The organism is Virgibacillus sp. Bac332, assembly GCF_003667785.1.
GTDB classification, from domain to species: domain Bacteria; phylum Bacillota; class Bacilli; order Bacillales; family Amphibacillaceae; genus Virgibacillus; species Virgibacillus salarius.
Genome location: NZ_CP033046.1, coordinates 2,143,687 through 2,169,626, shown reverse-complemented (window position 1 = coordinate 2,169,626; position 25,940 = coordinate 2,143,687). Strand labels below are relative to the sequence as shown.

General features: G+C 37.9%; 21 protein-coding genes. 7 read left to right on the top strand and 14 right to left on the bottom strand.

Going from position 1 to position 25,940, the window contains the following annotated elements:
* Positions 1 to 192 precede the first annotated feature (192 nt).
* The 7 genes from D9782_RS10365 to D9782_RS10335 all read right to left on the bottom strand — a co-directional run bounded on the left by D9782_RS10365 (position 193) and on the right by D9782_RS10335 (position 8,693).
* Complete coding sequence (locus D9782_RS10365) at positions 193 to 507, bottom strand: DUF3870 domain-containing protein (protein ID WP_121604716.1); 315 nt, start codon at positions 505 to 507, stop codon at positions 193 to 195.
* Positions 508 to 523: 16 nt separating this feature from the next.
* Positions 524 to 1,291: an IclR family transcriptional regulator gene (locus D9782_RS10360; protein ID WP_121604715.1), complete on the bottom strand. Its 768-nt coding sequence runs from the start codon at positions 1,289 to 1,291 to the stop codon at positions 524 to 526.
* 68 nt (positions 1,292 to 1,359) lie between these two features.
* On the bottom strand, positions 1,360 to 2,532 hold the full coding sequence (locus tag D9782_RS10355) for a saccharopine dehydrogenase family protein (protein WP_026682905.1): 1,173 nt from the start codon (positions 2,530 to 2,532) through the stop codon (positions 1,360 to 1,362).
* Between the two features lie 98 nt (positions 2,533 to 2,630).
* On the bottom strand, positions 2,631 to 4,124 hold the full coding sequence (locus D9782_RS10350; RefSeq protein ID WP_026682904.1) for an aldehyde dehydrogenase family protein: 1,494 nt from the start codon (positions 4,122 to 4,124) through the stop codon (positions 2,631 to 2,633).
* A 34-nt stretch (positions 4,125 to 4,158) separates the two neighbouring features.
* The gene (locus D9782_RS10345; protein ID WP_026682903.1) at positions 4,159 to 5,820 is read right to left on the bottom strand and encodes a thiamine pyrophosphate-binding protein; all 1,662 of its coding nucleotides are present in this window, start codon (positions 5,818 to 5,820) and stop codon (positions 4,159 to 4,161) included.
* A gap of 4 nt (positions 5,821 to 5,824) precedes the next feature.
* The gene (locus D9782_RS10340; RefSeq protein ID WP_121604714.1) at positions 5,825 to 6,994 is read right to left on the bottom strand and encodes an aminotransferase class I/II-fold pyridoxal phosphate-dependent enzyme; all 1,170 of its coding nucleotides are present in this window, start codon (positions 6,992 to 6,994) and stop codon (positions 5,825 to 5,827) included.
* A 115-nt stretch (positions 6,995 to 7,109) separates the two neighbouring features.
* On the bottom strand, positions 7,110 to 8,693 hold the full coding sequence (locus D9782_RS10335; RefSeq protein WP_121604713.1) for a Na+/H+ antiporter NhaC family protein: 1,584 nt from the start codon (positions 8,691 to 8,693) through the stop codon (positions 7,110 to 7,112).
* Positions 8,694 to 8,978: 285 nt separating this feature from the next.
* Between D9782_RS10335 and kynU the strand changes: the two genes are divergently transcribed.
* The 5 genes from kynU to D9782_RS10310 all read left to right on the top strand — a co-directional run bounded on the left by kynU (position 8,979) and on the right by D9782_RS10310 (position 14,827).
* Positions 8,979 to 10,250: a kynureninase gene (gene kynU, locus D9782_RS10330; protein ID WP_026682900.1), complete on the top strand. Its 1,272-nt coding sequence runs from the start codon at positions 8,979 to 8,981 to the stop codon at positions 10,248 to 10,250.
* Complete coding sequence (kynB, locus tag D9782_RS10325) at positions 10,250 to 10,903, top strand: arylformamidase (RefSeq protein ID WP_026682899.1); 654 nt, start codon at positions 10,250 to 10,252, stop codon at positions 10,901 to 10,903. The genes kynU and kynB overlap by 1 nt, the downstream gene beginning before the upstream one ends.
* Entirely contained in the window at positions 10,893 to 11,741 is an 849-nt protein-coding gene (kynA, locus tag D9782_RS10320) for a tryptophan 2,3-dioxygenase (protein ID WP_121604712.1), read from the top strand. Before kynB ends, kynA begins: the two co-directional genes overlap by 11 nt.
* A gap of 343 nt (positions 11,742 to 12,084) precedes the next feature.
* Positions 12,085 to 13,428 (top strand): sodium-dependent transporter, encoded by a 1,344-nt coding sequence (locus D9782_RS10315; protein WP_026682898.1) that lies wholly within the window; start codon positions 12,085 to 12,087, stop codon positions 13,426 to 13,428.
* 55 nt (positions 13,429 to 13,483) lie between these two features.
* Positions 13,484 to 14,827: a CoA-disulfide reductase gene (locus D9782_RS10310; protein WP_026682897.1), complete on the top strand. Its 1,344-nt coding sequence runs from the start codon at positions 13,484 to 13,486 to the stop codon at positions 14,825 to 14,827.
* Between the two features lie 99 nt (positions 14,828 to 14,926).
* On the opposite strand, the gene D9782_RS10305 is transcribed toward D9782_RS10310, so the two are convergent.
* A complete protein-coding gene (locus D9782_RS10305) occupies positions 14,927 to 15,124 on the bottom strand; it encodes a hypothetical protein (protein ID WP_121604711.1) in 198 nt (65 codons plus the stop codon).
* 336 nt (positions 15,125 to 15,460) lie between these two features.
* Entirely contained in the window at positions 15,461 to 16,564 is a 1,104-nt protein-coding gene (locus D9782_RS10300) for a glycerol dehydrogenase (protein WP_026679592.1), read from the bottom strand.
* A gap of 396 nt (positions 16,565 to 16,960) precedes the next feature.
* Here D9782_RS10300 and D9782_RS10295 point away from each other — a divergent pair, with 396 nt between their 5' ends.
* Positions 16,961 to 18,628: an IS1182 family transposase gene (locus D9782_RS10295; protein WP_121604710.1), complete on the top strand. Its 1,668-nt coding sequence runs from the start codon at positions 16,961 to 16,963 to the stop codon at positions 18,626 to 18,628.
* On the opposite strand, the gene D9782_RS10290 is transcribed toward D9782_RS10295, so the two are convergent.
* From D9782_RS10290 to D9782_RS10280, 3 genes are all read right to left on the bottom strand, one after another.
* The gene (locus D9782_RS10290; protein WP_121604709.1) at positions 18,600 to 18,815 is read right to left on the bottom strand and encodes a hypothetical protein; all 216 of its coding nucleotides are present in this window, start codon (positions 18,813 to 18,815) and stop codon (positions 18,600 to 18,602) included. The two genes, D9782_RS10295 and D9782_RS10290, sit on opposite strands and share 29 nt — an antisense overlap.
* Positions 18,816 to 19,149: 334 nt before the next feature.
* Positions 19,150 to 19,821 carry a hypothetical protein gene (locus tag D9782_RS10285; RefSeq protein WP_026682773.1) on the bottom strand — a complete coding sequence of 224 codons (672 nt, stop codon included), beginning with the start codon at positions 19,819 to 19,821 and terminating at the stop codon, positions 19,150 to 19,152.
* Positions 19,822 to 20,064: 243 nt separating this feature from the next.
* Entirely contained in the window at positions 20,065 to 21,117 is a 1,053-nt protein-coding gene (locus D9782_RS10280; RefSeq protein ID WP_026682774.1) for a C45 family autoproteolytic acyltransferase/hydrolase, read from the bottom strand.
* A 228-nt stretch (positions 21,118 to 21,345) separates the two neighbouring features.
* Here D9782_RS10280 and D9782_RS10275 point away from each other — a divergent pair, with 228 nt between their 5' ends.
* Positions 21,346 to 23,064, top strand: coding sequence for a DNA-binding protein (locus D9782_RS10275; protein WP_026682775.1), 1,719 nt, complete (start codon positions 21,346 to 21,348; stop codon positions 23,062 to 23,064).
* A gap of 30 nt (positions 23,065 to 23,094) precedes the next feature.
* Here the strand turns inward: D9782_RS10275 and D9782_RS10270 are convergent, their stop codons facing one another.
* Together D9782_RS10270 and D9782_RS10265 are read right to left on the bottom strand one after the other, a co-directional pair.
* Entirely contained in the window at positions 23,095 to 23,670 is a 576-nt protein-coding gene (locus D9782_RS10270) for a hypothetical protein (protein WP_121604708.1), read from the bottom strand.
* A 398-nt stretch (positions 23,671 to 24,068) separates the two neighbouring features.
* Complete coding sequence (locus D9782_RS10265) at positions 24,069 to 25,937, bottom strand: ABC-F family ATP-binding cassette domain-containing protein (RefSeq protein ID WP_121604707.1); 1,869 nt, start codon at positions 25,935 to 25,937, stop codon at positions 24,069 to 24,071.
* Positions 25,938 to 25,940: the final 3 nt, after the last annotated feature.

Here is a 25,940-nt window from a genome sequence, read left to right as displayed (position 1 = left end):
GCTTCTTTTCCTACATACTAGATATGCATTTTATAAAGGAACACCATTTTTCCATAACAATCATATTCATTTCCTTTGTTGAGGTGAGCATTCCCCTATCAGACCACCGTTCCCAATTGTCGTTCATACAAAACTCGTATTCTTTCAAGTTCCCAATTTTTGCCGAAATCTAATACCCTTGTACATGTTCATTTATGTTTGTTCATAACAGCTTTGATATTGTTTATACAAATCCTTCAAAGCCGATGATAATGCATTACCTGCTTTTCCTAAGTAATGTTTCTTAATAAGTTCAACTGGTTTTTCGATACCATCTTGTAGACTATGACCTCTTAATAATTGCTGGACAAAATCTTTTCCATGATCCGTAGCTAATGTACAGCCCGCTGCCACAATAACACCGTATTTTTTATCAATTTCAGCTGTAATTGTTAAGGTCTGATAAATGCTTTGGGCTGCCATTCCTGAAGGCAAACGAGCATGCCCTGCAATGAATACTGTATTCAAGTTACAAATCCCTCCTCTAATCTTGATCAGCTGATTGATAGCCCAGCTTTTGTGAAATTTCAGCTGCAGTTTTAGCTGTTTCTTGTTTTATTAACTCCAAATTAATTCCTTCGAAATGGCTGGAAAGACCACTTACTGCTAATGCAGCAACAACCTTTTGTTGAAAATTATAGATCGGATAGGATATTCCTGTCGTATCCTCATCCTGCTCTCCAATGCTATATGCATAACCATTTTTTTGAATTTGCTTTACTTCTTCCTTTAACTGCTCTTTATTAATCGGATGATGTGTAGATATAAGCTCCGATTGATTGATAATAGCCTCCTGCCGCTCACTTGTCAAAAAGGCCAGAAGCAATTTTGGTCCAGACCCAATATATAATGGTACACTCCTACCAATTCTAGTATTAAGACGAAGTGCTCTTGAGCTTTCTACCTTTTCAATATAAGTAGCCTCATTTTGATTCACGATGACAAGGTGGATAACTTCATTAATTTCCTTTGCTAATTTCTCCATATAAGGTAAAGCTATCCCCCTTACTTCAAGTCTATCAGAAACTAAATTTCCTAGCTCCAAAAATTTCAACCCTAATTGGTATTTCACATCATGCTCCGTTTCCTTCGTTTTGTTTAGATAACCATTTTGTTCTAACGTGGTTAGTAATCGATAAGCAGTAGGTTTTGGCATTTTCGCTTGATTGGAGATCTCTTTTAAGGATAATTCTTGAGCACCTTCTCTAAATAACTCTACAATTTTTAATGCTTTCATTACGCTTTGATTCATCGATAGACTCCTTGCTGAGATTTAAAGTTAAATCCCTCCGCTTCATTGCAGAGGGATGAAAAATCTATCTATATCTTAACATGTGTCTTTACTACGTTTTCTTTTTCCATAATGTTTACCCCACGTTTTGCCATTTCCTTCATGTATGGATCACCTGGAACAATTTGCTCTGGCGGATAGACACCTTTCTTTGTAATTGTTTGGTTGGCAATCATTTGTGCTACAACCGAAATAGTGTTAGCTGTTGCTCTAGCCATAGCAGTTACTTGGGTTTTTCTATCTTTATATGTCGTCATTTCATACGAATACGTCGTAGATTGTCCGTCCTTTTGACCAGAGACAACAACACGTAATAAAACCGCATCATCTTTTTCTCCTAGCTCGACAATTGGGTCAAGAACCTTTAAGAAAACATCTCTTGGACTTACTTGTTGACCATTAATATCCACTTGATAGTCCGTACGTGTTAAGTTTAAATCTACTAAAAGCTTAAACTTCTCCGCATGACCTGGGTAGCGAATCGTCTTATATTCTAGTGTCTGCAAATGAGGATAAGATATAGAGAGAGTTGAAGTACCACCTGAAGTGTGAAATGCTTCAAGCGGTCCAAATTTTTCAAAATAGACTCGCTCTACTTCAGACAAAGATGGAATCTCCTGCTTCACTCCGTCTCGTATAATCAAGGATGGATCTGTATAATGATCAAATACACCTTCCATCGAAAATACATGATTATATTCAAGCGGTGCTTCTGGTTTAACTGGAATCCCACCAACATAGAGTTTTATAGATTCTAGCTTATCTAATTTACTGTTACCGTATCCAGAAAGAATATTAATCATTCCAGGGGCTACCCCTAGATCTGGAATTAAAGTAACTCCAGCAGCTTTGGCTTCCTCTTTCAAAGCTAAGACTTTATCTGTCATATGGCCAATATGTCCACCTAAATCAACAGCATTTACTCCGACCTCAATTGCAGTTTGCGCAACTACTTCATTAAACGAATAAAATAATGCATTAATAATCACGTCAAATCGGCGCATATAATTAGCTAATTCCTGTTTATCAGCTGCGTTGACCTGATATGCAGTCAATTTCGAGGATTGTAACTGCTCACATATATCTTGTGCGCGTGCTAAATCAATATCTGCTAATCCTACAGCAGTAACTCCTTCACTTGTAACCAAATCACGTGCAGCTTCTTTACCCATTAATCCTGATCCTAATACCCCTATCTTCATTCCATCCACTCCTTCTACATCATATTCATGAAGTATTCCAGTCTGTCGCTGGTTAACGGGTAGTAATACCCTACCCGATGAAGATTTACTTTTATTTACTAATCGACATCGATTTGAGCACGTTGCAGTTTTCCACTATAATCTACATAAACTGCTTTCCACTCCGTAAATACGTCCAATGCTTGCACACCTGAATCGCGGTGACCATTGCCGGTTCCCTTTGTACCACCAAATGGTAAATGAATCTCTGCTCCAGTAGTACCTGCATTAACATAGACAATTCCAGTATCTAAATCACGTTGGGCTTGGAATACTTGATTCACATCTTTCGTAAATATAGAGCTTGATAAACCATAGCTAACCCCATTATTCACTTCAATCGCTTCCTCAAAGCTTTTTACAGGAATTAGAGAGACAACTGGGCCAAATATTTCTTCCTGGGCAATCCGCATCGAAGGCTTGGCATCCGTAAATAGAGTTGGTGCAAAATAATGTCCACCTTGACTTACTCCATTCTGCCATACAAAGCCTCCAGCCAATAGTTTCGCTCCCTCTTCTTTTCCAATTTCTACATATTGCTTAATCTTATTCAAACCTGATTTATTAATAATAGGTCCAACTTTTACCGATTGATCTAGCCCATCTCCAATCGTCAATTTCTCCATCTCTACTAATAATCTTTCTTCAAGCGTTTCTTTTACACGCTCATGAACAATTACTCTACTACAGGCAGTACAGCGCTGACCACTTGTACCGAATGCACTCCAAAGAATCCCTTCGACTGCAAGATCAATGTCTGCATCATCCATTACAATAACTGCGTTCTTGCCACCCATCTCCAAAGATACTTTCTTTAATTGCTTTCCACATTCTGCTGCAATGTTTCTACCAGTCTCATTTGATCCTGTAAAAGAAATAATTCGAATATCGTCATGGTGAACCATGGCATCGCCAACGATAGAACCTCCACCAAATACAACGTTGATTACTCCCTTTGGCAGACCTGCTTCTTCAAATATCTTTGCTAACTCATATGCCATGATTGGTGTCTCCGTAGCTGGTTTCCAAATTACTGCATTTCCAGCAACAATTGCAGGGAACGACTTCCATGTGGCAATAGCTATTGGAAAGTTCCACGGAGTAATAATACCAACAACACCAACAGGACAACGCTGACTCATTGCAAATTTATCCTTTAATTCAGCTGGAGTTGTTTGCCCAAATAATCTACGCCCTTCACCAGCCATATAAAAGGCCATATCAATTCCTTCTTGAACTTCTCCCCGAGCCTCTTCAATTACTTTTCCATTTTCCATGGTTAATAATTGAGATAGCCTCTCTTTTCGTTCTTTCATTATGTTCCCAACTTGATACAACACCTCTGCTCGCTGCGGTGCAGGAACCAATGCCCATTCTTTCTGTGCTTGCTTAGCCGCTGCTACAGCGACATCAACACTTTCCTTTCCAGATAAAGGTACTTGAACGATTTCTTCCCCATTCGCTGGATTAATAACAGCTGTCGATGAATCTACCGTCACCCACTCGCCATTAATAAAATTTGATAGTTTCTTTGTTTGCAACGTTGCTGTCATCTGAAAAAACCTCCTTTAATTTTTCCAATTTATATTACTGTTCCATAGCTCGATCACGTATTTGTGATATTGTTGATGAAACAGAAATCTGCTCCTTATCCGTTAAGATCTCAATCAACACAGGCCTTTTAAGCTGACAAGCCTCTGCAAAAGCAACCTTAAATTCCTGAGATGATGACACACAGTACCCCACTGCTCCTAAGCTAATTGCTAAGTCTTTAAAGGAAACATCCCCTAAATCTGTTGCCATCACCTTCGTGGGGTAATGCATTTCCTGATGCATCCGGATCGTACCATACATCTTATTATTAAAAACGAGACATATGATAGGAATATCATATCTTACAGCTGTTTCCAGCTCTTGGCACGTCATCATAAAACCGCCATCTCCAGAAAATGAAACAACTAACCGATCTGGAAGAGCGAGCTTAGCCCCGATAGCCCCTGGCATCCCATAACCCATTGCTCCAGAGGTAGGACCTACATACGTATGGGGATACTTAAAAGGATAGTAGCTATGGACCCAGCCAGCAAAGTTACCGGCATCATTTGTAATTAAGGCATTCTCCGGTAACGTTTTGATTAAATAATCGATAATATGAGAATTAATAGGGTCTTCTGTTTCTACTTCTAAGCGACTTGCCCTGATAAAGGCTGCATTTCGTTCAAATGCCCACGTTGTCCACGATTGCTTAACAGTAATTTTTTCAAGTTGATAAAGCGCCTCTTTCATATCAGCTACGATGCCAAGAACTGGTGTAAAGCTTTTTCCAATACTGTTATAATCAATATCAATGTGGATCAGTGTTTGATCAGGTGACAAAAGCGAATAATCCTGGGTCGTTACTTCAGAAAGTCTCGTTCCCATTGCCAAGACAACATCTGCTGCACAAACTGTCTCCAATATTTCTTTTGCTGTGCCAAGTCCTAAATGACCGGCATATAACAAATGGTTGTTCGGGAATACATCATGACGTCGAAAGGCAGTAACTACAGGTAAATGATATGTTTCTGCAAACTGCTTTAATTGCTGTTCAGCGCCTGCACTTTTCACTCCACCTCCAGCAATAATTACCGGACGCTTGGCACTATCCAAAAGGCTCTCGACTTTTTTCACTTCTGTCATCGATGGTGCAGGAGTTGGTCTATGAATCACTGGTCCATACTTCATCCGTGCTTCCTGTTTTAGAACATCCTCTGGCAACGAAATGATAACAGGCCCTGGTCGTCCTGACGTGGCAATTCGAAAAGCGCGCTGCACAATCTCTGGAGTCCGCTCTGCATCCTTTAATTCAACCGCCCATTTAGCAATAGATTGAAAGTATTGATCTAAATCTACTTCTTGAAAGCCCTCTTTACCTCTAAATTTACTATGCACCTGCCCAAGAAACACAACCATTGGTGTGGAATCCTGATAAGCTGTATGTACACCAATGGAAAGGTTTGCCGCACCTACTCCTCTTGTTGCAAGAACAATACCAGGCTTCAGCGCTGATTTTGCATAGCCCTCCGCCATAAAAGCAGCTCCGCCTTCATGTCTTGCCGAGATTACTTGAATAGATGTTTCGTCATGTAATGCGTCTAGTACAGGCAGATAACTTTCTCCTGGCACGCAAAACACACGTTCTATACCTTCTCTTTTTAAACAGGTAATAATGGCTTTTGCTGCTGTCTCTGTTGTATTCGTAACTTGCATATTGTCACCCTTTCCAATTAAGCTGCTTTAAGCGGCTGATCACTTCATCCAATCGTTTCGAACTTACAGAAAGTGTAATTCGAATAAACCCTTCGCCCTGTGTTCCAAAAGCTGTCCCAGGTGTAACAATAAGACCTACTTCGTCCAATAATTGATTCGCAAATTCAAGCGATGTGTATCCATCTGGTACTTCAGCCCAGATAAATATAGTTCCCTTTGGTTTTGCAGCAGATATACCTACTTCCCTTAATGCATTGTACAGTTTCTCCATACGGTGTTTGTAAATCATATTATTTTCTTGTACTGTCGAGAAGTCACCTCTTAAAGCTGCTGCTGCTGCCTTCTGTATCGGAATAAACTGGCATGTATCAATATTACTCTTTAATGTAGACAGGGCCTTTATGATCTTCCTATTACCTACGACATAGCCAATCCGCCAGCCAGTCATATTAAAACTTTTGGATAATGATCCTAGCTCAACAGCATAATCCTTGGCATCAGGTACTTGTAAAACACTTGGGGCTCGATGGTCTCCAAATGTCACAAGATCATATGCTGCATCATTAGCTAAAACAATTTGATGATCATGACAAAATGTAATCGCTTCCAAATAAGTGCTTATATCAGCTACCGTAGCAGTTGGGTTGCTAGGGTAATTAAGAAACATTAGCTTTGCTTCTAGCGCATCTTTTTTAGTAAGACTGGAATACATGGGAATATAATTATTCTCTTTATCTAGAAGTAATGAAACACTCTCTCCTCCAGCTAAATGAACTCCATTACGATAAACAGGATACCCTGGATCAGGTACGATTACTTTGTCTCCGGGATTGATGACCGCTTGTATCAAATTAGCTATACCCTCTTTAGAGCCAATAAGCGCTAGCACTTCTGAATCGGGATCCAGCGAAACGCGATACCGCTTTAAATAGAATTCAGCTACCGCTTCCTTAAACTCCCTACATCCACTGTATGTGGAATAGCGGTGATTTTCTGTATGCATCACCTCTTCTGCTAGAACCTTACAAATAAATTCCGGAGTTGGCAAATCAGGAGCACCTATCCCTAAGTCGATAACATCTACTCCCTTTGCGAGAAGCTGCTCTTTCTTTTTCTGAAATTCCGAAAACAAATAGGGTGGTAAGCTTTCTACTTTATCAGAAATAAAGGCCATTATTACCCTCCTGCCGTTTCAAATATTGAAACGATATTTCATTTATATATCAACAGTATATAGTAACTTTTTAAAATTGACAATATACTGAAAATAAATCATACAAATTACCTAATTATTTTGCAATTGGCTCTTCATTGATTTTATCTGTTGCATTTTTTCTTCTTGTAAAAGCAAATAAAGCTGTAATACTAACAATTACTATAGCTAGACCTAACCAAACACTTTCTGTCATACCAAAGATTAAATAGCCTAAACCTGCAATCATTGCTGCAACAAGTGCATAGGGTATTTGGGTAGTAACATGATCAATATGATGACAGCTAGACCCAGTAGATGACAGAATCGTAGTATCTGAAATAGGAGAACAATGATCACCAAAAACTGCCCCAGACAGCACTGCTGCCAATATTGGAAGAATTAATGACACGTCTGTTGCGGCTGCAATTTCCCCAGCAATTGGCAATAGAATACCAAAAGATCCCCATGAAGTTCCTGTAGAAAATGCTATAAAGCCTGCCATGACAAAAATGATGAATGGTAAAAATGTTAAGCTAATATTAGTGGTCTCTACAATACCTGCTAAATAAGTACCCGTTCCTAACTGACCGATTAAGTCTACAATGGCCCAAGCGAAAATTAAAATGACGAAACCAGGAAGCATAGATTTAGTTCCTCCTATGATTCCCGTAATAAAGTGCTTGCCTGAAAGCTTACCCGTAATAATATGACGACTAAACAGCGCAAATGTTATTACTAAACCGATGATTCCACCATATAATAAGGCTACAGATACGTCAGCATTTCCGAATATGTTAATTAATGTCTTTTCACCCTCTATAGCTACTAATCCATTCACGTAGATAGAAACAATAGTAGAGATGAATAATACGGCAATTGGAATCAGCAAATCACTAATTCGACTTGATTCACTTGTTGGCAGTTTCGCTGCCACGTCTACCTTATCCTTATTTTCCGGATTCAAAACCTCCCCAGTACTCATTGCTCGCTGCTCATGTTTTTTCATTGGCCCAAAATCAACTTGGCGAATAGCGATTACTAGCGCCACTCCCAATGCTGCCCACACATAAAAATTCATCGGAATAATTTGGATAAAAGCTCCAAAAGCACTATATTCTGAAATGGCATGTGTTGTAAATACGGTGCCAATAATTCCTATAATATACGCTCCCCAGCTAGAAACTGGTGCAATGACACAAATTGGCGCAGAGGTAGAATCTACGATATAAGCTAGCTTGGCACGAGACACACGATGCTTATCTGTAACAGGCTTCGCTACTTGACCGACTGTAAGGCTATTAAAATAATCATCTACAAAAACAATAATACCTAGTAGCATTGTCATGACTTGAGCACCTACTCTAGTTTTCACCCGTTTAATCATCCATTCTGCAAATGCTGCGGTCCCGCCCATCATACTAACAAAAGCAGTTAATATACCAAGCATAAGTACAAATAATAGAAGAAAGACATTCCAAGTATTCCATGCTCCTTCGGCTACAAAAACGCCTTTAAATGCCTCCCATATCAACACAATAGATCCTAAAACATCAAAACTATCAATAAAAAGAGCTGCCGCCACGATTCCTACTCCTAGTGACAATAGTACTCGCTTTGTTAATAACACCATAATAATTGCTAAAATTGGTGGTACTAATGACCAAACTGTTGATTCCATTATGTTCCCCCCTTATTATTTCTTCAATTTTCAGGACAAAGATGAATAATAGCTTCCTATACCATGAACCACTCCCTACTAACTGCCATATTTATATTCTTAATATTCTATATTATTTAATAAATACCTTTTTTATACTAGAAAAACTTTTCGTTTACGAAGTAATTGCGTTATAACAAGTAAGGAAGTAAAGTTATTACCAGACTTTTCACACATTCCCTAATATTATTTGTTAGAATAGAATAGTGTTTTTAACTAATAATCAAAGAATTGAGGTGCTTGATCATGAATACAGACATTACGTACGCACAGGAATTAGACAAAGAGGACGAATTAAACGAATTTAGACATGAATTTTATCAATCACCTGAGCGCTTATATTTCGACGGAAATTCACTTGGATTATTGTCTAAACGTGCCGAACAAGCTGTCAACACCATTATGGAATCATGGAAGCAATATGGGATTGATGGTTGGACAGAAGGTGAACATCCTTGGTTCTATTTATCAGAAAAATTAGGAAGAATGTCCGCACATCTTGTAGGCGCTCAACCGAAAGAGGTTATTATTACAGGGTCAACAACCACTAATCTTCATCAGCTAACAGCAAGCTTTTTCCAACCAAACGGTAAGAAGACAAAGATACTTGCGGATGAATTGAATTTCCCATCCGACATCTATGCACTAAAAAGTCAGCTACAGCTGAAAGGACTCCATCCAGAGGAGCATCTCATTCAAGTGAAGAGTAGAAATGGTCATACCCTAGAAACCTCCGACATTATTGAAGCAATGACAGATGAAATCGCATTGGTTGTTTTACCAGGGGTACTCTATCGTAGTGGCCAAATCCTTGATATGAAAACCATCACAAAAGAAGCTCATAAACGTGGCATTATTATTGGTTTTGATCTTTGTCATTCTATCGGATCTATTCCTCATCAACTGAATGATTGGGATGTTGACTTTGCATTTTGGTGCACATATAAACACTTAAATGGTGGACCAGGTAGCGTTGGAGGGTTATTTGTTCATCAAAAGCACTTCGGTAACCATCCAGGACTTGCAGGTTGGTTTAGTTCCAATAAGGAAAAACAATTCGATATGGAACATAGCTTAACTGCTGCTTCAGATGCTGGTGCTTATCAGATTGGAACACCTCATCTACTTAGTGCTGCACCATTATTAGGCTCACTATCTATGTTTGAAGAGGCTGGCATTGGTAAAATTAGAAAGAAATCACTTCTGTTAACTGAATACTTAATGAACTTAATAGACACGGAACTGATTGATCACGGTTTTACGATTGCTAATCCACGTGATCAAGCAATTAGGGGCGGCCATGTATATTTGGAGCATCCAGAAGCTGCACGCATTTGTAAAGCCTTAAAGGCAAATCGAGTCATCCCAGATTTCAGAAATCCAAACGGCATTCGCCTAGCACCGGTAGCACTTTATAATACGTTCGAGGAAGTATGGAAAATGGTAAACATTTTAAAATCAATTATGGATAATCAGAGCTATAAGCACTTTGAAAACAAACGAGGAGTGATTGCATAGTGGGAGAATGGATTGATATTTCACAGCCTTTAACTGATAAAATTGCTCACTGGCCAGGGGATAAGCCCTTTTCCTATTCCCTTACAGCATCAAAACAAGAAACAAAATCTGTAAATATCGGCCAAATAACAACTAGTCTTCACACTGGAACACATATTGATGCACCATTCCATTTTGATTCAAATGGAAAAACAATTGAGCAACTAGACATCAATCTTTATATTGGAAAATCAGTAGTTATTGACGTTAGTCAAGCTAATACCATAACAGCGGAGGTGTTGTCCCAGTATCATTGGCCATCAGAGATTAACCGCGTCTTATTACGCACTTCGCTGCCAAACAATCCCGAGCGCTTTCCAGATGTGTTACCAAACCTTGATCCTAATATTGCACCGTACTTACAAAGATTAGGTGTTTTCCTACTGGGAGTTGACATGCCTTCCGTAGATGCTCCAGATAGTAAAGATCTTGTAACACACCATGCTTTACAGGATCATGGTATCCATATACTTGAAAATATTATGTTAGATCAAATTAAACCGGGAGAATATGAGCTTATTGCGCTTCCATTACATATTCATGGTGCAGATGGAAGTCCAGTCCGAGCTGCCCTATGTCCCATCAATAAGGAGGATGCACAGCATGACAAATAAACATATAAACGATACATTTCGTTCTGAAAAAGGTATTCATACCAACTTTAAAGAAAAAATGACCTATGGGGACTACCTGCAGTTAGATACATTACTATCCAGTCAAAAACGACTTTCTGATCATCATGATGAAATGTTATTTATTATCATTCACCATGTTAGTGAACTTTGGCTAAAGTTAATTATTCATGAAACACAGGCTGCAATCCGTGCGATACAACAAGGAGAGCTTCAAGCTTCCTTTAAAATGCTAGCTCGTGTCTCCAAAATCCAATCGCAGATTATCCAAGCATGGGATGTGCTTTCTACACTGACCCCTGCAGAATATATGGAGTTTAGAGATAAGCTCGGTAATGCCTCTGGATTCCAATCCTATCAATACCGTCTTGTTGAATTTGTACTAGGGTATAAAACACCCTTTATCCTTAAAATCTATGAAAAGGACCCAGAAGTACATCAATTACTACAGGATGCTTATCATGCTCCAGGACTCTATGACGTGGCAATTCAAGCATTGGCAAAAAATGGGTTTTCTATAAATCCAGACATTCTCCAGCGAGACTTTTCGAAAACATATGAGAAGGATGACTCTGTGGAACAGGCTTGGATGACTGTATATAAAAATGTCGATTCCCATTGGGATTTGTATCAACTTGCAGAAAAGCTTGTTGATATCGAGGATTGGTTTCAACAATGGCGCTTTAGACACATGAAAACAGTAGAAAGAATAATTGGACATAAAATAGGTACAGGTGGATCTTCTGGAGTTGGCTATCTAAAAAACGTACTAGATCACTATTTCTTTCCAGAGCTTTGGGAAATCCGAACAAAGCTCTAAATTGGAACACCATCTTCTTCACCTTGTAAAAAAATTTTGCTTGACATTTGCGGATAATGTAAATAAAGTGAAACATAATTCTAAAGGGGATGTTTAAGAAAGGGCTTTGCGATATAGCAACTGCTAGATTTGAGACTCAAGTAGGAGGAACTTTCGTGTAAATCACCGGAGTGAGAGTATGTACTCACAAAAAGACGAAACGTTGTTCACGAAAAGAGGGCTTTACAGGTGTCTGGAAACAAAGCTATCCTTTGAGACACCCCTATTTATGACTGAACTATTCAGTAAGTCTTCTACATTACATCTGAGCTAACGAATAAAAGAAGAGAGGAAGACAAATTTTATGGAAAAGAAAAAAGATCAATGGTCAACAAAGCTAGGATTTATCCTATCTTCAGCAGGAGCTGCAATTGGCCTAGGAGCAATTTGGAAATTCCCGTATATGACAGGAATGAATGGTGGCGGAGCATTTTTCCTGTTGTTCATCGCATTTACAATCATCATTGGTCTTCCTATTTTAATTGCTGAATTTATTATTGGAAGAGGTACTCAGAAAGAGGCAGTATCTGCCTACCAAAAGCTTGCACCAAAATCTGGCTGGTCATTTATTGGACATTGGGGAGTTATAGGAGCATTCTTACTTCTGTCCTTTTATAGTGTCGTTGGTGGGTGGGTACTAATCTATAGTGCAATCTCTATACCCGGCATGATTATAAGTGATTCGGCTAATTATGGGGAATTATTCGCAACGATAACCGGTAATCCACTCATTACGATCATCGGCCATTTATTATTTATTTTAATTAATATCATCGTTATTTCGTTTGGAATTAAGGACGGAATTGAAAAAACAAGTAAAATCTTAATGCCATTATTATTTATTTTCTTCATTGTACTCGTTATTCGATCCGTAACTTTTGAAGGAGCAATAGAAGGATTACGTTTTTTCCTTCAACCAGACTTTTCTAAGCTTAATGCAGAAAATGTTTTATATGCACTTGGCCAATCCTTCTTTTCACTCGCCGTAGGGATCTCCGTTATGGTCACATATAGTTCTTATCTAAATAAAGATGTTAGCTTGCCAATGTCAGCAGGCTCTGTTTCTATTATGAATATTTTTGTATCCTTACTAGCTGGTCTTGCTATTTTCCCAGTGGTATTCGCATTTGGCTTGGAACCTGCTGAAGGTCCAGGGTTACTTTTTATTGTGCTTCCAGAGGCATTTGCTCAAATGCCATTTGGAGAGTTGTTTTTAAGTTTATTCTTACTATTATTTTTATTTGCAGTCTTAACATCTTCCTTTAGCATGCTGGAAATCATAACATCTGCATTCAGTGAGAAAAAACAACGTTCTCGTAAAAAAACAGCCATCGTTTCCGGTATGCTTGTATTTATTGCAGGCATACCAGCTGCATTATCCTCTAGTAGCCTTGCTGATTTTAAGATTTTCGGTCTAACTATTTTTGACGCCTCCGATTTTCTAGTGAGTAATATCATGCTGCCTGGTGGCTGTTTATTTATTGCTCTGTTTATCGGATTTAGAATGGATAAAAGCCTTATAAAACAGGAATTTACTTCAGCAAATAATCTATCAGATGGGATATACCATGTATGGTTCCAATTAATGCGCTGGCTTGTCCCAGTGACAATCATTATTGTTTTTTTAGGTTCAATTGGGGTTATTTAGGGTAAAGTACTAGTAATGCAAATGAATGTGAACGTTAAAAAGTGAGGTGATCAAGTTGGCCAAAAAAATCCTTATTGTTGGCGGCGTTGGTGGTGGGGCAACCGTAGCAGCGCAAATCCGTAGAGCAAACAAAGAAGATGAGATTATTTTATTGGAGAAGGGTGGCCATGTATCCTTTTCCAATTGCGGAATGCCCTATTACATCGGAGGTACTATAGAAAATAGGGATGCTATTCTATATTCCAAAGAAAAATTTAGTGAGAAATTTCAGGTAGAGGTCCGTACGTTTACAGAGGTAACAGCCATTGACCGTTCCAATAAAGAAATTACCTATTGCTCAAAGACAGGCAATCATCAAGAAACCTATAACACGTTAATTTTGTCACCTGGAGCATCTGCAGTGATGCCTTCTATTAAGGGAATGAATAGGGAACGGACATTTAGCTTGCATACGATACCTGATATGGATGCAATTCATGCTTATATCGAAACAAATCAGCCTAAGTCCGCAGCTGTTATTGGTGGTGGCTTTGTAGGTTTAGAAATGATTGAAAATTTACATGCCAAAGGAATAACCTGCAAACTTATTGATCGCTCTGAACAAGTAATGAATGTTATTGATGCAGATATGGCTAGGATTGTGCAAGAATACCTAACGAAAAAGAATATAGAAGTACGATTAAATGATGGCCTTCATCATTTCTCAAATGATGGAAAGCTATTACATGTAAACAGTGGAGGAACTATTCAAGCGGATCTCACCATCATGGCTGTTGGAATTCGTCCAAATACCAAGCTTGCAGTAGATGCATCCCTTGAAATTGGCAAAACAGGCGCAATCTTAGTCAACACTTTTATGCAAACTAGTGATCCAAGTATTTATGCATTAGGAGATGTAGTAGAAACAAAGGATCCAATTACTGGTCATGGGAGAAATATTGCCTTAGCAGGACCTGCCCATCGTCAAGCTTTTGTCATTGCTAATCATCTAAATGGAAAACCTATTACGTATAATGGAACATATGGCACCAATATTTTAAAATTATTCGATTTAACAATTGGATCAACTGGTCATAATAGTGACAGCTTAGAAGCCTATGGAAAATCATACGATGTAGCTACACTTCAATCGTTATCAAATGCAAGCTATTACCCTGGAGCAGATAAGCTTTGGATAAAGGTTTTATTTGATAAACAGCATGGAACCATTCTAGGTGGACAGGTCGTTGGTCATGCAGGTGTAGATAAGCGTCTAGCAGTTCTTGCCACTGCAATCAAAGGAAAGCTAACCGTCTTTGATCTATCTGATTTAGAGCTTGGTTATGCACCACCTTATTCTAGTCCAAAGGATCCAATAAATATTCTTGGATATAAAGCCAGTTCTAAACTTGAACAATAATTATATCCAAAAATAAGAAAAACTGAGCAAAATTCGCTCAGCCCTTATCACTAAATGCTCAGATTTACGCTTCCTCTAGTAGCTATTATGGAATAATAGCTACTGCTGGACCACCACTCCGGCTGCCCACTTCCCTTTCCGTGGGGTTTGTCCTTCAGCTAACTTTTTTAGCAAAACCCGCTCAAAAAAGTGGATCTTCAGGTCAAACATTTCCCACAGGAGTTGAAGTGGCCGGCTTTCGCTATTATCAGGCTCTACAACGCTAGCATGAAGTAACACAGCTGCTTTTATACTCACGGATAGCGATTTTCACTATACCCATTGTAAAAAAAGTCAACCTATTACTTATGACAAGAATTGTTGCACCTTCGCATAGCGGAGACTAATTACGTAGACTCCTGCGGGATTAGCACGAGCCGAAAATCCACTTTGCAACGTGTTCTTCTTTGCAAAGTTAGTTAAGGCCCCGTGCCCGCGGAAAGCGAAGTAATTAGTCGGAGCATTGCCAATATACATCAAACATTTCAAAATAACTACTTGGCTTAGCGCAGTCATTGCACTGATTTTATACTTTCTTAACTTAGAAACAAAAACTGTCCATGAGATAAAATCGCCATGGACAGTTTTTTGATATTACTTATTCACAAATTGTTTGCTTAACTGATCTACTGCAAGTATAGCTGAAGCAACATCACCAGCCTGAATACTTGGTGATAAGTTTTTCATCGTCTCTCCTTCTTGCGTAGCTGCCTCGCCTACTTTTAGCAGCTCCTCATAAGAAACATCGTCTAAATGCATGTCTCGTAATGTAGTTGGAAGACCAAGTTCGCGATAAAATTGAATATATTTTATCATTTCATCCTCGCTATGGAGCTCTAATAGCAACTGCACCAATGTACCATATGCAACCTTTTCGCCATGAGTAAGGTGGTGAATATCACCTTCGAGTACGGTGAATCCATTATGAATGGCATGTGCTCCTGCTAAGCCACCACTTTCAAAACCTAATCCTGATAATAATGTATTAGCTTCCACTACAGCTTCTACATGATTCGTAACCAATCCTTTTTTTACTGCTTGATATGCAGCTATTCCATATGCAAATAATGTTTTTTCACACTCTTTAGCAATTGCCTTAGCTGCAATACTTGTTTTTCCGCCTGCCATCGTATCACCATTGCGCTTCAGTGTAGCTCGAGCCTCTACCCATGTAGCCATCGCATCAGCAATACCAGACGCAAATAATCTAGCTGGAGCTTTGGCGACAACTGCAGTATCAACAAGTACTAAGTCAGGGTTTTTATGATAAAACTTATAACTTTCAAACACTCCTTCATCACTATATATCACAGATAATGCGCTCGTAGGTGCATCTGTTGAAGCAGTAGTTGGAACGATAACAACACGAGCATGCAATTCATTTGCTATCGCTTTAGCTGTATCCAATGTCTTCCCTCCGCCTACACCAACTACTACATCTACCTGATGATCCTTCCCTTCATTTACCACTCTTTTTATTTCACTTAATGAGGCCTCTCCATTAAACGGAACATAATGATAGTCCAAATTTTCTTCCCTCATGCTTGCTTCAATTGTCTCTTTAGTTATGTCCCAAACCACATCATCAGAAAGAATAAGTGGCTTTTCTGCGATTGATTTCACATGTTTTCCAATAAGATGTAAGGCATCTTTTCCTTGAATATATTTACCAGGTGATACAAAAACAATATTTGACATTTTCTTCACCCTTTCTAATTTTTACATCTATAGTATACCAATTCTACGAATTTTCATCCATATTTTGTGAAGTATTTCACATTATATTCATAATCAAAGATTTTCATTTACGCGCATTCAATTTTATGACACCTCCTTGAGACATACGAACCCTTTGTATTATGTCTGCTTATAACCATAAGAAAAACGGAGCAAAATTCGCTCATTCCTTATCACTAAATGCTCAGATTTACGCTTCCTCTGGGGCTGGGACAAAACCCAGTAACTGAAAAAAGTGGTACGCCAATTTAGGGCGTATCACTTTTTTTACTTTTTTCAATATTTATATACGCAAAAAGGATACCTTCTGATAAAGTTAAAGTAACTACACAAAAACTTAGAAAAGAGGTATCCTTTATGTTTAAACATTATACCATGAATCAAGTCGTTTTGCCTTTAGATTTTGAAATGAAATTACAAGAAAATGATATCGCCTATGCGGTTAACCATATTGTAGAACATATCCCAGAGGAATCATTTGTGGGATTTTTGCGTGAAACAGGTTGTCCTGCATACCATCCACGCATGATGATGAAGATTATCTTATGTGCCTATACACAGTCTGTTTTTTCTGGCAGAAAAATAGAGGGATTAATCAAAGACAGTGTACGTATGATGTGGTTAGCACAAGGCTATGAACCAAGTTATCGTACCATTAATCGTTTTCGTGTTCATTCCGAAGTAAAAGAATTATTACGTCAGTGTTTTGTCTTATTTCGTTGTCAACTTGTTGAAGAGAAGGCGATTGAAGAAGAGGCTATTTTTATTGATGGTACGAAAATAGAGGCAAATGCCAATAAGTTTACCTTTGTATGGAAAAAATCCATTGAAAAATACAGCACCGATTTAATAGAGAAGTCGAATCAAATGTATGAGGAATTACTGGAAAAAGAAATTATTCCTGAAATAGAAAGGGAAAGTTCCGATGAACTTTCAAAGGAAGAACTCAGTGAAGTGGTTAAAAAGCTAGATGAAAAAGTAGAAAAATATGATAAAGCAATCGAAGAAAGCAAAGAAGCAAAAGAACGCAAACAACTTCGTTCCGAACGAAAAGAACCCAAGCAATACCGTAAACAATTCCAAGATTTTGAAGCTCGTAAACACAAATATCAAAAAGATATGGCAATCTTAGGCGATCGCAATAGTTATTCTAAGACAGATCATGATGCCACTTTTATGCGAATGAAAGATGACTATATGAAAAATGGTCAACTTAAAGCAGGTTATAATGTACAAATTGCGACCGAAGGTCAATACACATTAGCCTACGATGTATTTCCAAATCCTACGGATACTCGCACGTTTATTCCTTTTCTCGATAGTATTGAAGATAGGTACTTTCAATTGCCCGAGCATATTGTCGCCGACGCAGGTTACGGTAGTGAACAAAATTACAGTAATGTACTTCATAGAAAAAGAACGCCACTGATTACTTATAATTCCTATCGGATGGAAAAGAAAAAGAAATATAAAACAAATCCTTTCCATGTATCCAACTGGGACTACGATTCAGACGGAGACTTTTTTACTTGTCCAAATGGAAAGAAAGTACCTTTTCAATATCTATCGAATCGAACAGATAAAGCCGGATTTAAACGAACCTTTCGTGTCTATGAATGTGAAGATTGTTCGGGATGTCCATTACGCGTTCATTGTACCAAAGCAAAAGGGAATCGAAAGATTTATTACAATGCTCAATGGGAACAGCAAAAAGCATATATAAGAGAGCAGCTTTCAAAAGAAGAAACAGGAAAAATCTATGGTAAACGAAAAATAGATGTAGAACCTGTCTTCGGATTTTTGAAGGCCAATTTGCGTTTCACTCGAATGTCGGTGAGAGGCAATTCGAAAGTGGAAAATGAATTAGGATTTGCCTTTATGGCGGTGAACTTAAGAAAGTACACCGCCATAACACAAAATTCATGTATTTATGATAATGAAAAAGATTCCAGCTATCTATTTTTGATAACTGGAATCTCTTTTTTACTTCTCCAGGCTAGTTATGTCCCAGCCCCGCTTGCTTGACCACCACTCCAGCTGCCCACTTCCCTTTCCGTGGGGTTTGTCCTTCAGCTAACTTTTTTAGCAAAACCCGCTCAAAAAAGTGGATCTTCAGGTCAAACATTTCCCACAGGAGTTGAAGTGGCCGGCCTTCGTTATTATCAGGCTCTACAACGCTAGCATGAAGTAACACAGCTGCTATTATACTCACGAATAGCGATTTTCACTTTACCCATTGTAAAAAAAGTCAACCTATTTCTTATGACAAGAATTGTTGCACCTTCTCATAGCGGAGACTAATTACGTAGACTCCTGCGGGATTAGCGCGAGCCGAAAATCCACTTTGCAACGTGTTCTTCTTTGCAAAGTTAGTTGAGGCCGTGCCCGCGGAAAGCGAAGTAATTAGTCGAAGCATTGCCAATATACATCAAACATTTCAAAATAACTACTTGGCTTAACGCAATCATTGCACTGATTTTATACTTTCTTAACTTATAAAAAAATCCCTAATCGCCAATTTTTGATGATTAGGGACTGATGATTAATTATAAATCTTCCTCAAAACGATAAACTAACTTGTAATTTTCCTCATTAAGTAGATCCGCCACATGTACACGTACTCCATGCCCGAACACAACCTCATCTTCTGTCATAGCGACAATCATTGCTTTTGTTTCATTAGCAATATCAATATATATATCACCAACGACTGGCTTTAAGCTACCGTCACTTTCAGCAAGGTAGCTAATCGATTCATCTTGAATTTGCTGTTCTTCTGGCACGAGGCTTTTATCATAATAAGCTATTTCTTGACTTGCATCAGCCTTACCTGGGACCATTACAACATATTCACTATGCTTCACTCCATTATCTCTAGTGGTAACAACATTCCCGTCTTCCACACTATCTACTTTTTCAATAGCATTTAAGGAATAATGGTCAAGGAAATCTGGAGCTGGCTTAATAATTAGAATATAGTCCCCTGGTTCTGGCATCTTATTCTTATCAATCGTATACCTTTTCCCGTAAAAAATAAATGTATCATTATGTTGTGGTCTATAGAGTTCTATTTCGCTTGCTTTCGTTAGAATTTGCTGCATATCCTTTAGGCGATATAAATGAACCGATTTTTTAAACATCGGTTTTACCGAATATACTTTATGCAATTCATTCTTGTAAAAAACGAATTGGCCCTTCCTTACCTGAAAAAGCTTCATTAGATTACCTCCTACCTTCATATTCCATTTGAGTATAATATAACTGGAACTCATAAATAAAGTAAAACTTCATTCAAATAAATAAATCCTTTTATTCTGAATGATCATGCATGTAATCCATGTTTCTTGAGCTGTAATAAACTCCTATTCTGTTGAGCAAGTACTTGTACAGATAATGTCAGTCTAAATTTATTTTCCCTTAAACCTCAACACTTTAAACATTGAATTCCTAAATAATAGTATTTATCGAACATTTTCTTCCATATGAACAAATGGCAAGTCCGTATCAACCATTCCAATTACTCGTTTCATGGCTATATTCTCCCCTTTTAACCATCGTTTAAAGTCAAAGATTTCTGGCTTTCGATCTCCACCTAAAGCAAACCACACCTTTAATTCTTTAGGAAAATAACCAGAGGTATGAATGGTTCCCGACCAGTTTTTATATTTAGTAGAGAATACACCTCTTGTTGAATTATTCATCATTTCAAATGCTTGATAAGCATTATTTAATGACCCCTTTTGCTCATCTATTGCCCGCTTCCTTCGATAGGAATCATCCAAATGGTAACGGTTTTCAGCTGTTAATGTTTCAAAATGATTGGTACATACATGTGACTGACGTACCTTAACAGCTCGCGGTGATGCTTCTACTACAATAGAATCCCCGCTCCTATCTAACAATACATAACTAAATGAGTGCCGATGAGGAATATCTTTCAATAAATGTATTGCCTCTTCTGTATTTCTACAGCTTTCCAAAATTATTCTTCCGATCATATTACAAATAAAGCCATCACCCGGCTTTCGACGATGAATGAAATTATAGCCCAATGCAAGACCATGTTCGTTCATACCATCCATTCTGCCAGTAATGCGCTGTGACGGTCCAATGGTCGCGAAACCTTGATCATTTGGTTGAAAAATGGTATAGCGCCCTTCATAAGTTTTCGGATGATAGTCATAATTACGTATCATATAATTGGACCCTGTAAAAATAGAACAACCACTTTTGGTATACGCTAAACGATAGCCACCGAACTCTTGAAGTACATCATTGATATCCCACTTTAACGCATGCATGAGACCTTGAAGTTCTTCCCATATTCCTGGAGCAAACGTCGTGATAGCCGCCTTTGCCTCACTTTCATTAATAGTGAAACGCGGTCTTCTAATTCCCCATTGCTTCTTTCTGTTTTCAAGAATAAATGAATTTCTTAACCATTCACCCTGCCTAATCCCATATTCATAATGACTACCACGAAATTGAATAACATCACTATAAATTTGTTTCATCCGCTCCCCCCTTTGCATTCGTATCCCCCTATTTTAATGAATTTATATTTATTTGAAAATAAATGTGCCTAAACTGAAACTTTTTATTCATTTTCAACGTATACATTCATAAAGGTAATAATCACATCATTACTTGTAGGGTTCACATATTGTTTTTGTGTATATAAAGCTACTATTTTTTCCGGACTCTCAAAGTTCCCTCTTGTAAAGAAGATAGGAGATGAAAGCATGACAGGAATATTAACAACAACGATTCTATCCTTTATCCTGTATTTTGTTATTGCTGGATATTTTGTACTTAAAAACAAGAAATATCGAGGAACAACTTTTAAGGCAGTTGCTATTATATTTGCGACTTTATTTATCATAGGGGCTATAATCGTCTATATTTTTATGCCACCTATTACGATTCCAAATATGACGATTGCCAATATCATCATTGGAGTAGCTGGTATGACTGGTTTGTATATGCTTACGTCAAGCCAGCCTTTTAGCAAATCAAGTCAACAGTTTGATGTGATCACAGGGGCCATCATTGTATTTACTGTTATAGCTATTCCTGGATTTTTTGTATTAGGAATATTCACCTTAGATGATACGTATGAATCCATTGCTAAAGAAGAAGTAGCTGAAGCCAAACCTTTAGATAAAGATGCTACACCAATTGTTGTTTCGCCTGAGTTTGCTCGAAATAAAGTACAGAAGGCGATGAGTGTAGTACCAAACACACAATATTATGACTTAGGTAAGTTGCAGGTGCAAAAAATTAAAGATGACATTGTGTTCGTTGCACCGGTAGAGTTCACTGATTTCTGGAGGTACTTTAGAGGCAAAGAGACAGAAGGTTATTTCACTATCTCTGCTACTGATGTTAATGCCCAGCCAAAATTTATTAAAAATAATATGAAGTATACAAATTCGAGCTACTTTCATCATAACATTGATCGTACCATTTATAATGCGCATCCAGATTATATTCGAAGTGGTGAGGCACAAATTGAAGTAGACGAAAATGGAAAGCCTTGGTATGTTCAAACGCTCTTTAAACCAATCGGACTAACGAACAAGCCAGATATGGAAAAATTACATGTTGCCGTAGTCGATCCTGTTACAGGTGATGTTAAACTATATCATGCTGCTGATGCACCTGAATTTATTGATGGATCCATTAGTTCAGAAATGGCCTCAAATGAGAATGAATATTTCGGGAAATATATTCATGGGTGGCTGAACTCCCTTTTTGGCAAAAAGGATGTAAAGATTCCGAATGAATCTGGTACGGAATCAAGCGTTACACCAATTTTTGATGAGAATGGAGAGATGCATTATTTTACTGATATGTCTTCCCCAAAAGAGAATATTGACTCCGCACTTGGTTACACCTTAATTAATGCAAGAACAGGTGAACTAACATATTATAACGGGGAAAAGAATAACGGCATAATGGATAGTAAGGGTGCAAAGGAAATTGTAAATAAAGAGTTCCCTGAAAAGAAATGGACTGGTTCCATGCCAATTCTTTACAACATTGATGGGAATCCAACATGGGTTGTAAATGTCCTTGATCCAAACGGATTATTTAAACATTATGCATATATTAAAGCGTCTGATTCCGATTTTGTTGTTTTTGGTGATACTGCCAGAAGTACACTTGAGGCTTATCGTTTAGCTTTGGCGCAAGATCCTAGTAATGTGGAATCAACTGGAGAAGCAGCATTAGAAAAGAGAAATGGTATTGTTGAACGGGTTGTTGTAACAACGCAAGATAAAAAACAAATTGTTCAATTCTTACTTAAAGATGATGCGACTATTTATACCGTAAATTCTGGAAAAGCACCAAGATCCATTTTCTTGCAAATAGGCGATAAAGTTCAATTAGAAGCAAATATGCGTGACAATCAAACCGGAATAGTAGAAACAATCTCCATTGAGGGACTAACAGAATAAAAGGAAAAACAGGCTAGGAGGATTTACTCCTTAGCCTGTTTTTTTAGGTCCATGATTTTTTAACCACCAGAACAATTTGGTTAGCCAAAAAGCAAGATACGAAATAGCAACATCCAATAAGAATATATAGGTTAACTTCATTCCTCCATGCAAAATTAACATATCCAAAGCAATAAAAATAGAGGCTAATCCATATCCAAATCCAGCAGAAAGCACGATAGCATATAAATAAAAATTTTTCCCTTTATTCGTACAATATTGGTAGAGCAACATAAATCCAATCGGCAGCACAACTGTTGTCACTGTAAGACTTGTTGGAAATAAGTAGGAAATACTATGTGGTGTAATAAGATAATTATACATCGATAATACATTATCAAGATTAGACCACATGACATGTATGGCAAAACCATAAAAACCGATTTCAAATACTCTCCCTCGATCCAAGAAAAAGTATAATAGAACGAAAGGAATGATTACACTCACAATATTGAACCAAAAATACCATGTATCTGGACCAGAAGTTTGATGCCAATACTCTTCCTGTAGAATGCCAAGTCTTTCTTTTAATTCATAAATTTGATAATATAGTTCATCTACACTCATACGCTTTAACCACCTGAATAAACGATCGTTGAGGTTAGTTTAAGCTTATCTTCGTAATTCTATACAGATAAACAATTAAGCGCCTTTATCCAATACAAAACGCTGTTTTCATGTATGGATTTACAATAAAGAACAAGAGCGCAAGCGCCCGATTAGAAACGATGATTGGCGAGTCAACGGTGATAAAGGAATCACAGTGAGATTGCGAGCCGATGTTGACTTAGATTAGGGCGATTCGTGAAGTCGCATCGTTACTGGGCGCTAGAGCTGGGCGCAGCTCAACACGCCCCTATTTATCCACATGGGCATATTTTATAATTTTCCTAGACAACAAAAAACACCCCTAGCAATTAGATATTTGGTCTAACTTTAGGGATGCACCTCATTGCAGGTAGGTTCTATTCACCAATTAATAATGATAACTCTTCCCAACGTTCCATCTTTGCCTCTAATTTGGCTTCTATCTCTTGCTGTTCGTTAAATAATACTTGGACTCTTTCTGAATCACTTCCAGCATTTACAATGTTATCCTGGATCTTTTCCAGTTCTTCTTCCAATGCTGTAATAACATCTTCAATTTCATTCCATTCTTTTTGCTCATTATAGGAAAGTTTTTTCCTCTGTTTCTTCGGCTTTACTTTTTCTGTTTTTTCAACAGGCTTTTGGGTCATCGGTATTTCCTTCTGTTTCTCTAGATAGTCCGTGTAGTTTCCATAGTAAGGTATTATACGATTATTTTCCGTAAAAACTAATAAACGGTCAATCACTCGATCTAAAAAGTATCGATCATGTGAAACTGTTATAACGACGCCAGGAAATTGATCGAGATACTCTTCTAATACACTTAATGTTTGCGTATCTAAATCATTGGTAGGCTCATCTAAAAATAAAACATTTGGTTCTTCCATTAATATTTTCAATAAATAGAGACGACGTTTTTCTCCACCTGATAGCTTCCGAATATACGTCCACTGTTGTGTTCGAGAAAATAAAAAATGTTCGAGCATTTGCTCAGCTGTAATAATCGCCCCGTCTTTTGTGTGGATAACTTCAGCTACTTCTTTTATATAATCAATGATTCTCATTTCACCGTTAAGCTCTTCATCACCCTGTGTATAATAGCCGATTTTCACTGTTTCACCAATAATAACTTCTCCATTATCTGGTGTAATACGCTGTGCCATTAAGTCGAGCAACGTCGTTTTCCCAGACCCATTTGGACCTACAATACCTAATCTGTCTCCAGGAACAATTAATTGATTCAATTTGGTTACGATTTGTTTATTGGCAAAGGACTTATCTACTTCCTTCAGCTCTATTACTTTTTTCCCTAATCGGACAGATCCTACGGGTACATCAATGGCTTGCTCATTCGTGTCAAATGTTTTTTCCTTCATCTCATGAACACGATCAATTCTTGCTTTTTGCTTTGTCGAACGAGCTTTAGCTCCACGCTTTAACCACGCTAACTCCCTGCGTAGCGTATTTTTATGCTTCATCTCATTACTTCTCTCCAGCGCTTCACGCTCTGCCTTTTTTTCTAAAAAAATCTCATAATTCCCTTCATACGAATAAAGCTTTCCTTTGTCTAATTCGAAAATTCGATTCGTCACACGATTTAAAAAGTATCGATCGTGTGTAACTACTAATAGGGAGCCACGATATGATTGTAAATACCTCTCAAGCCACTCAATCGTCTCATTATCCAAATGGTTCGTCGGCTCATCTAAAATGAGGAGATCAGCAGGCTGAATTAAGGCTTTGGCAATAGCCACTCGCTTTTTTTGTCCCCCAGATAACGCATTTATTTTTCTATTAAATTCTGTAATGCCTAGCTTCGTTAGGACCGTTTTGGCTGCTGTATTTGCTTCCCACGCACTTGCCTCATCCATCTTCTGCTGCATCACAAGCAAATTTGATTGCGCTTTTTCACTTGTTGGATCACGTTGTAAATCCAGCAATGCTCGCTCATAATCGCGCATCACACGCATAATTAACGAATTACCATAATAAATCTGCTCCATCACTGTCAAATCCCCATCTAAATCTGGATCTTGGGCTAAGTATTCAATTTGATAATCTTTTGCGTGCTGAATCGTACCCTGTTCTGGTGACTCAAGTTTTGCGATTGTTTTAAGGAATGTAGACTTCCCGGTACCATTTACTCCAATTAACCCTATTCGTTCATGCGCAGCAATGATACAGGAAACAGATTGAAATAATATTTTATCACCAAATGATTTCGTTATATTTTCAACGGTTAGCATTCT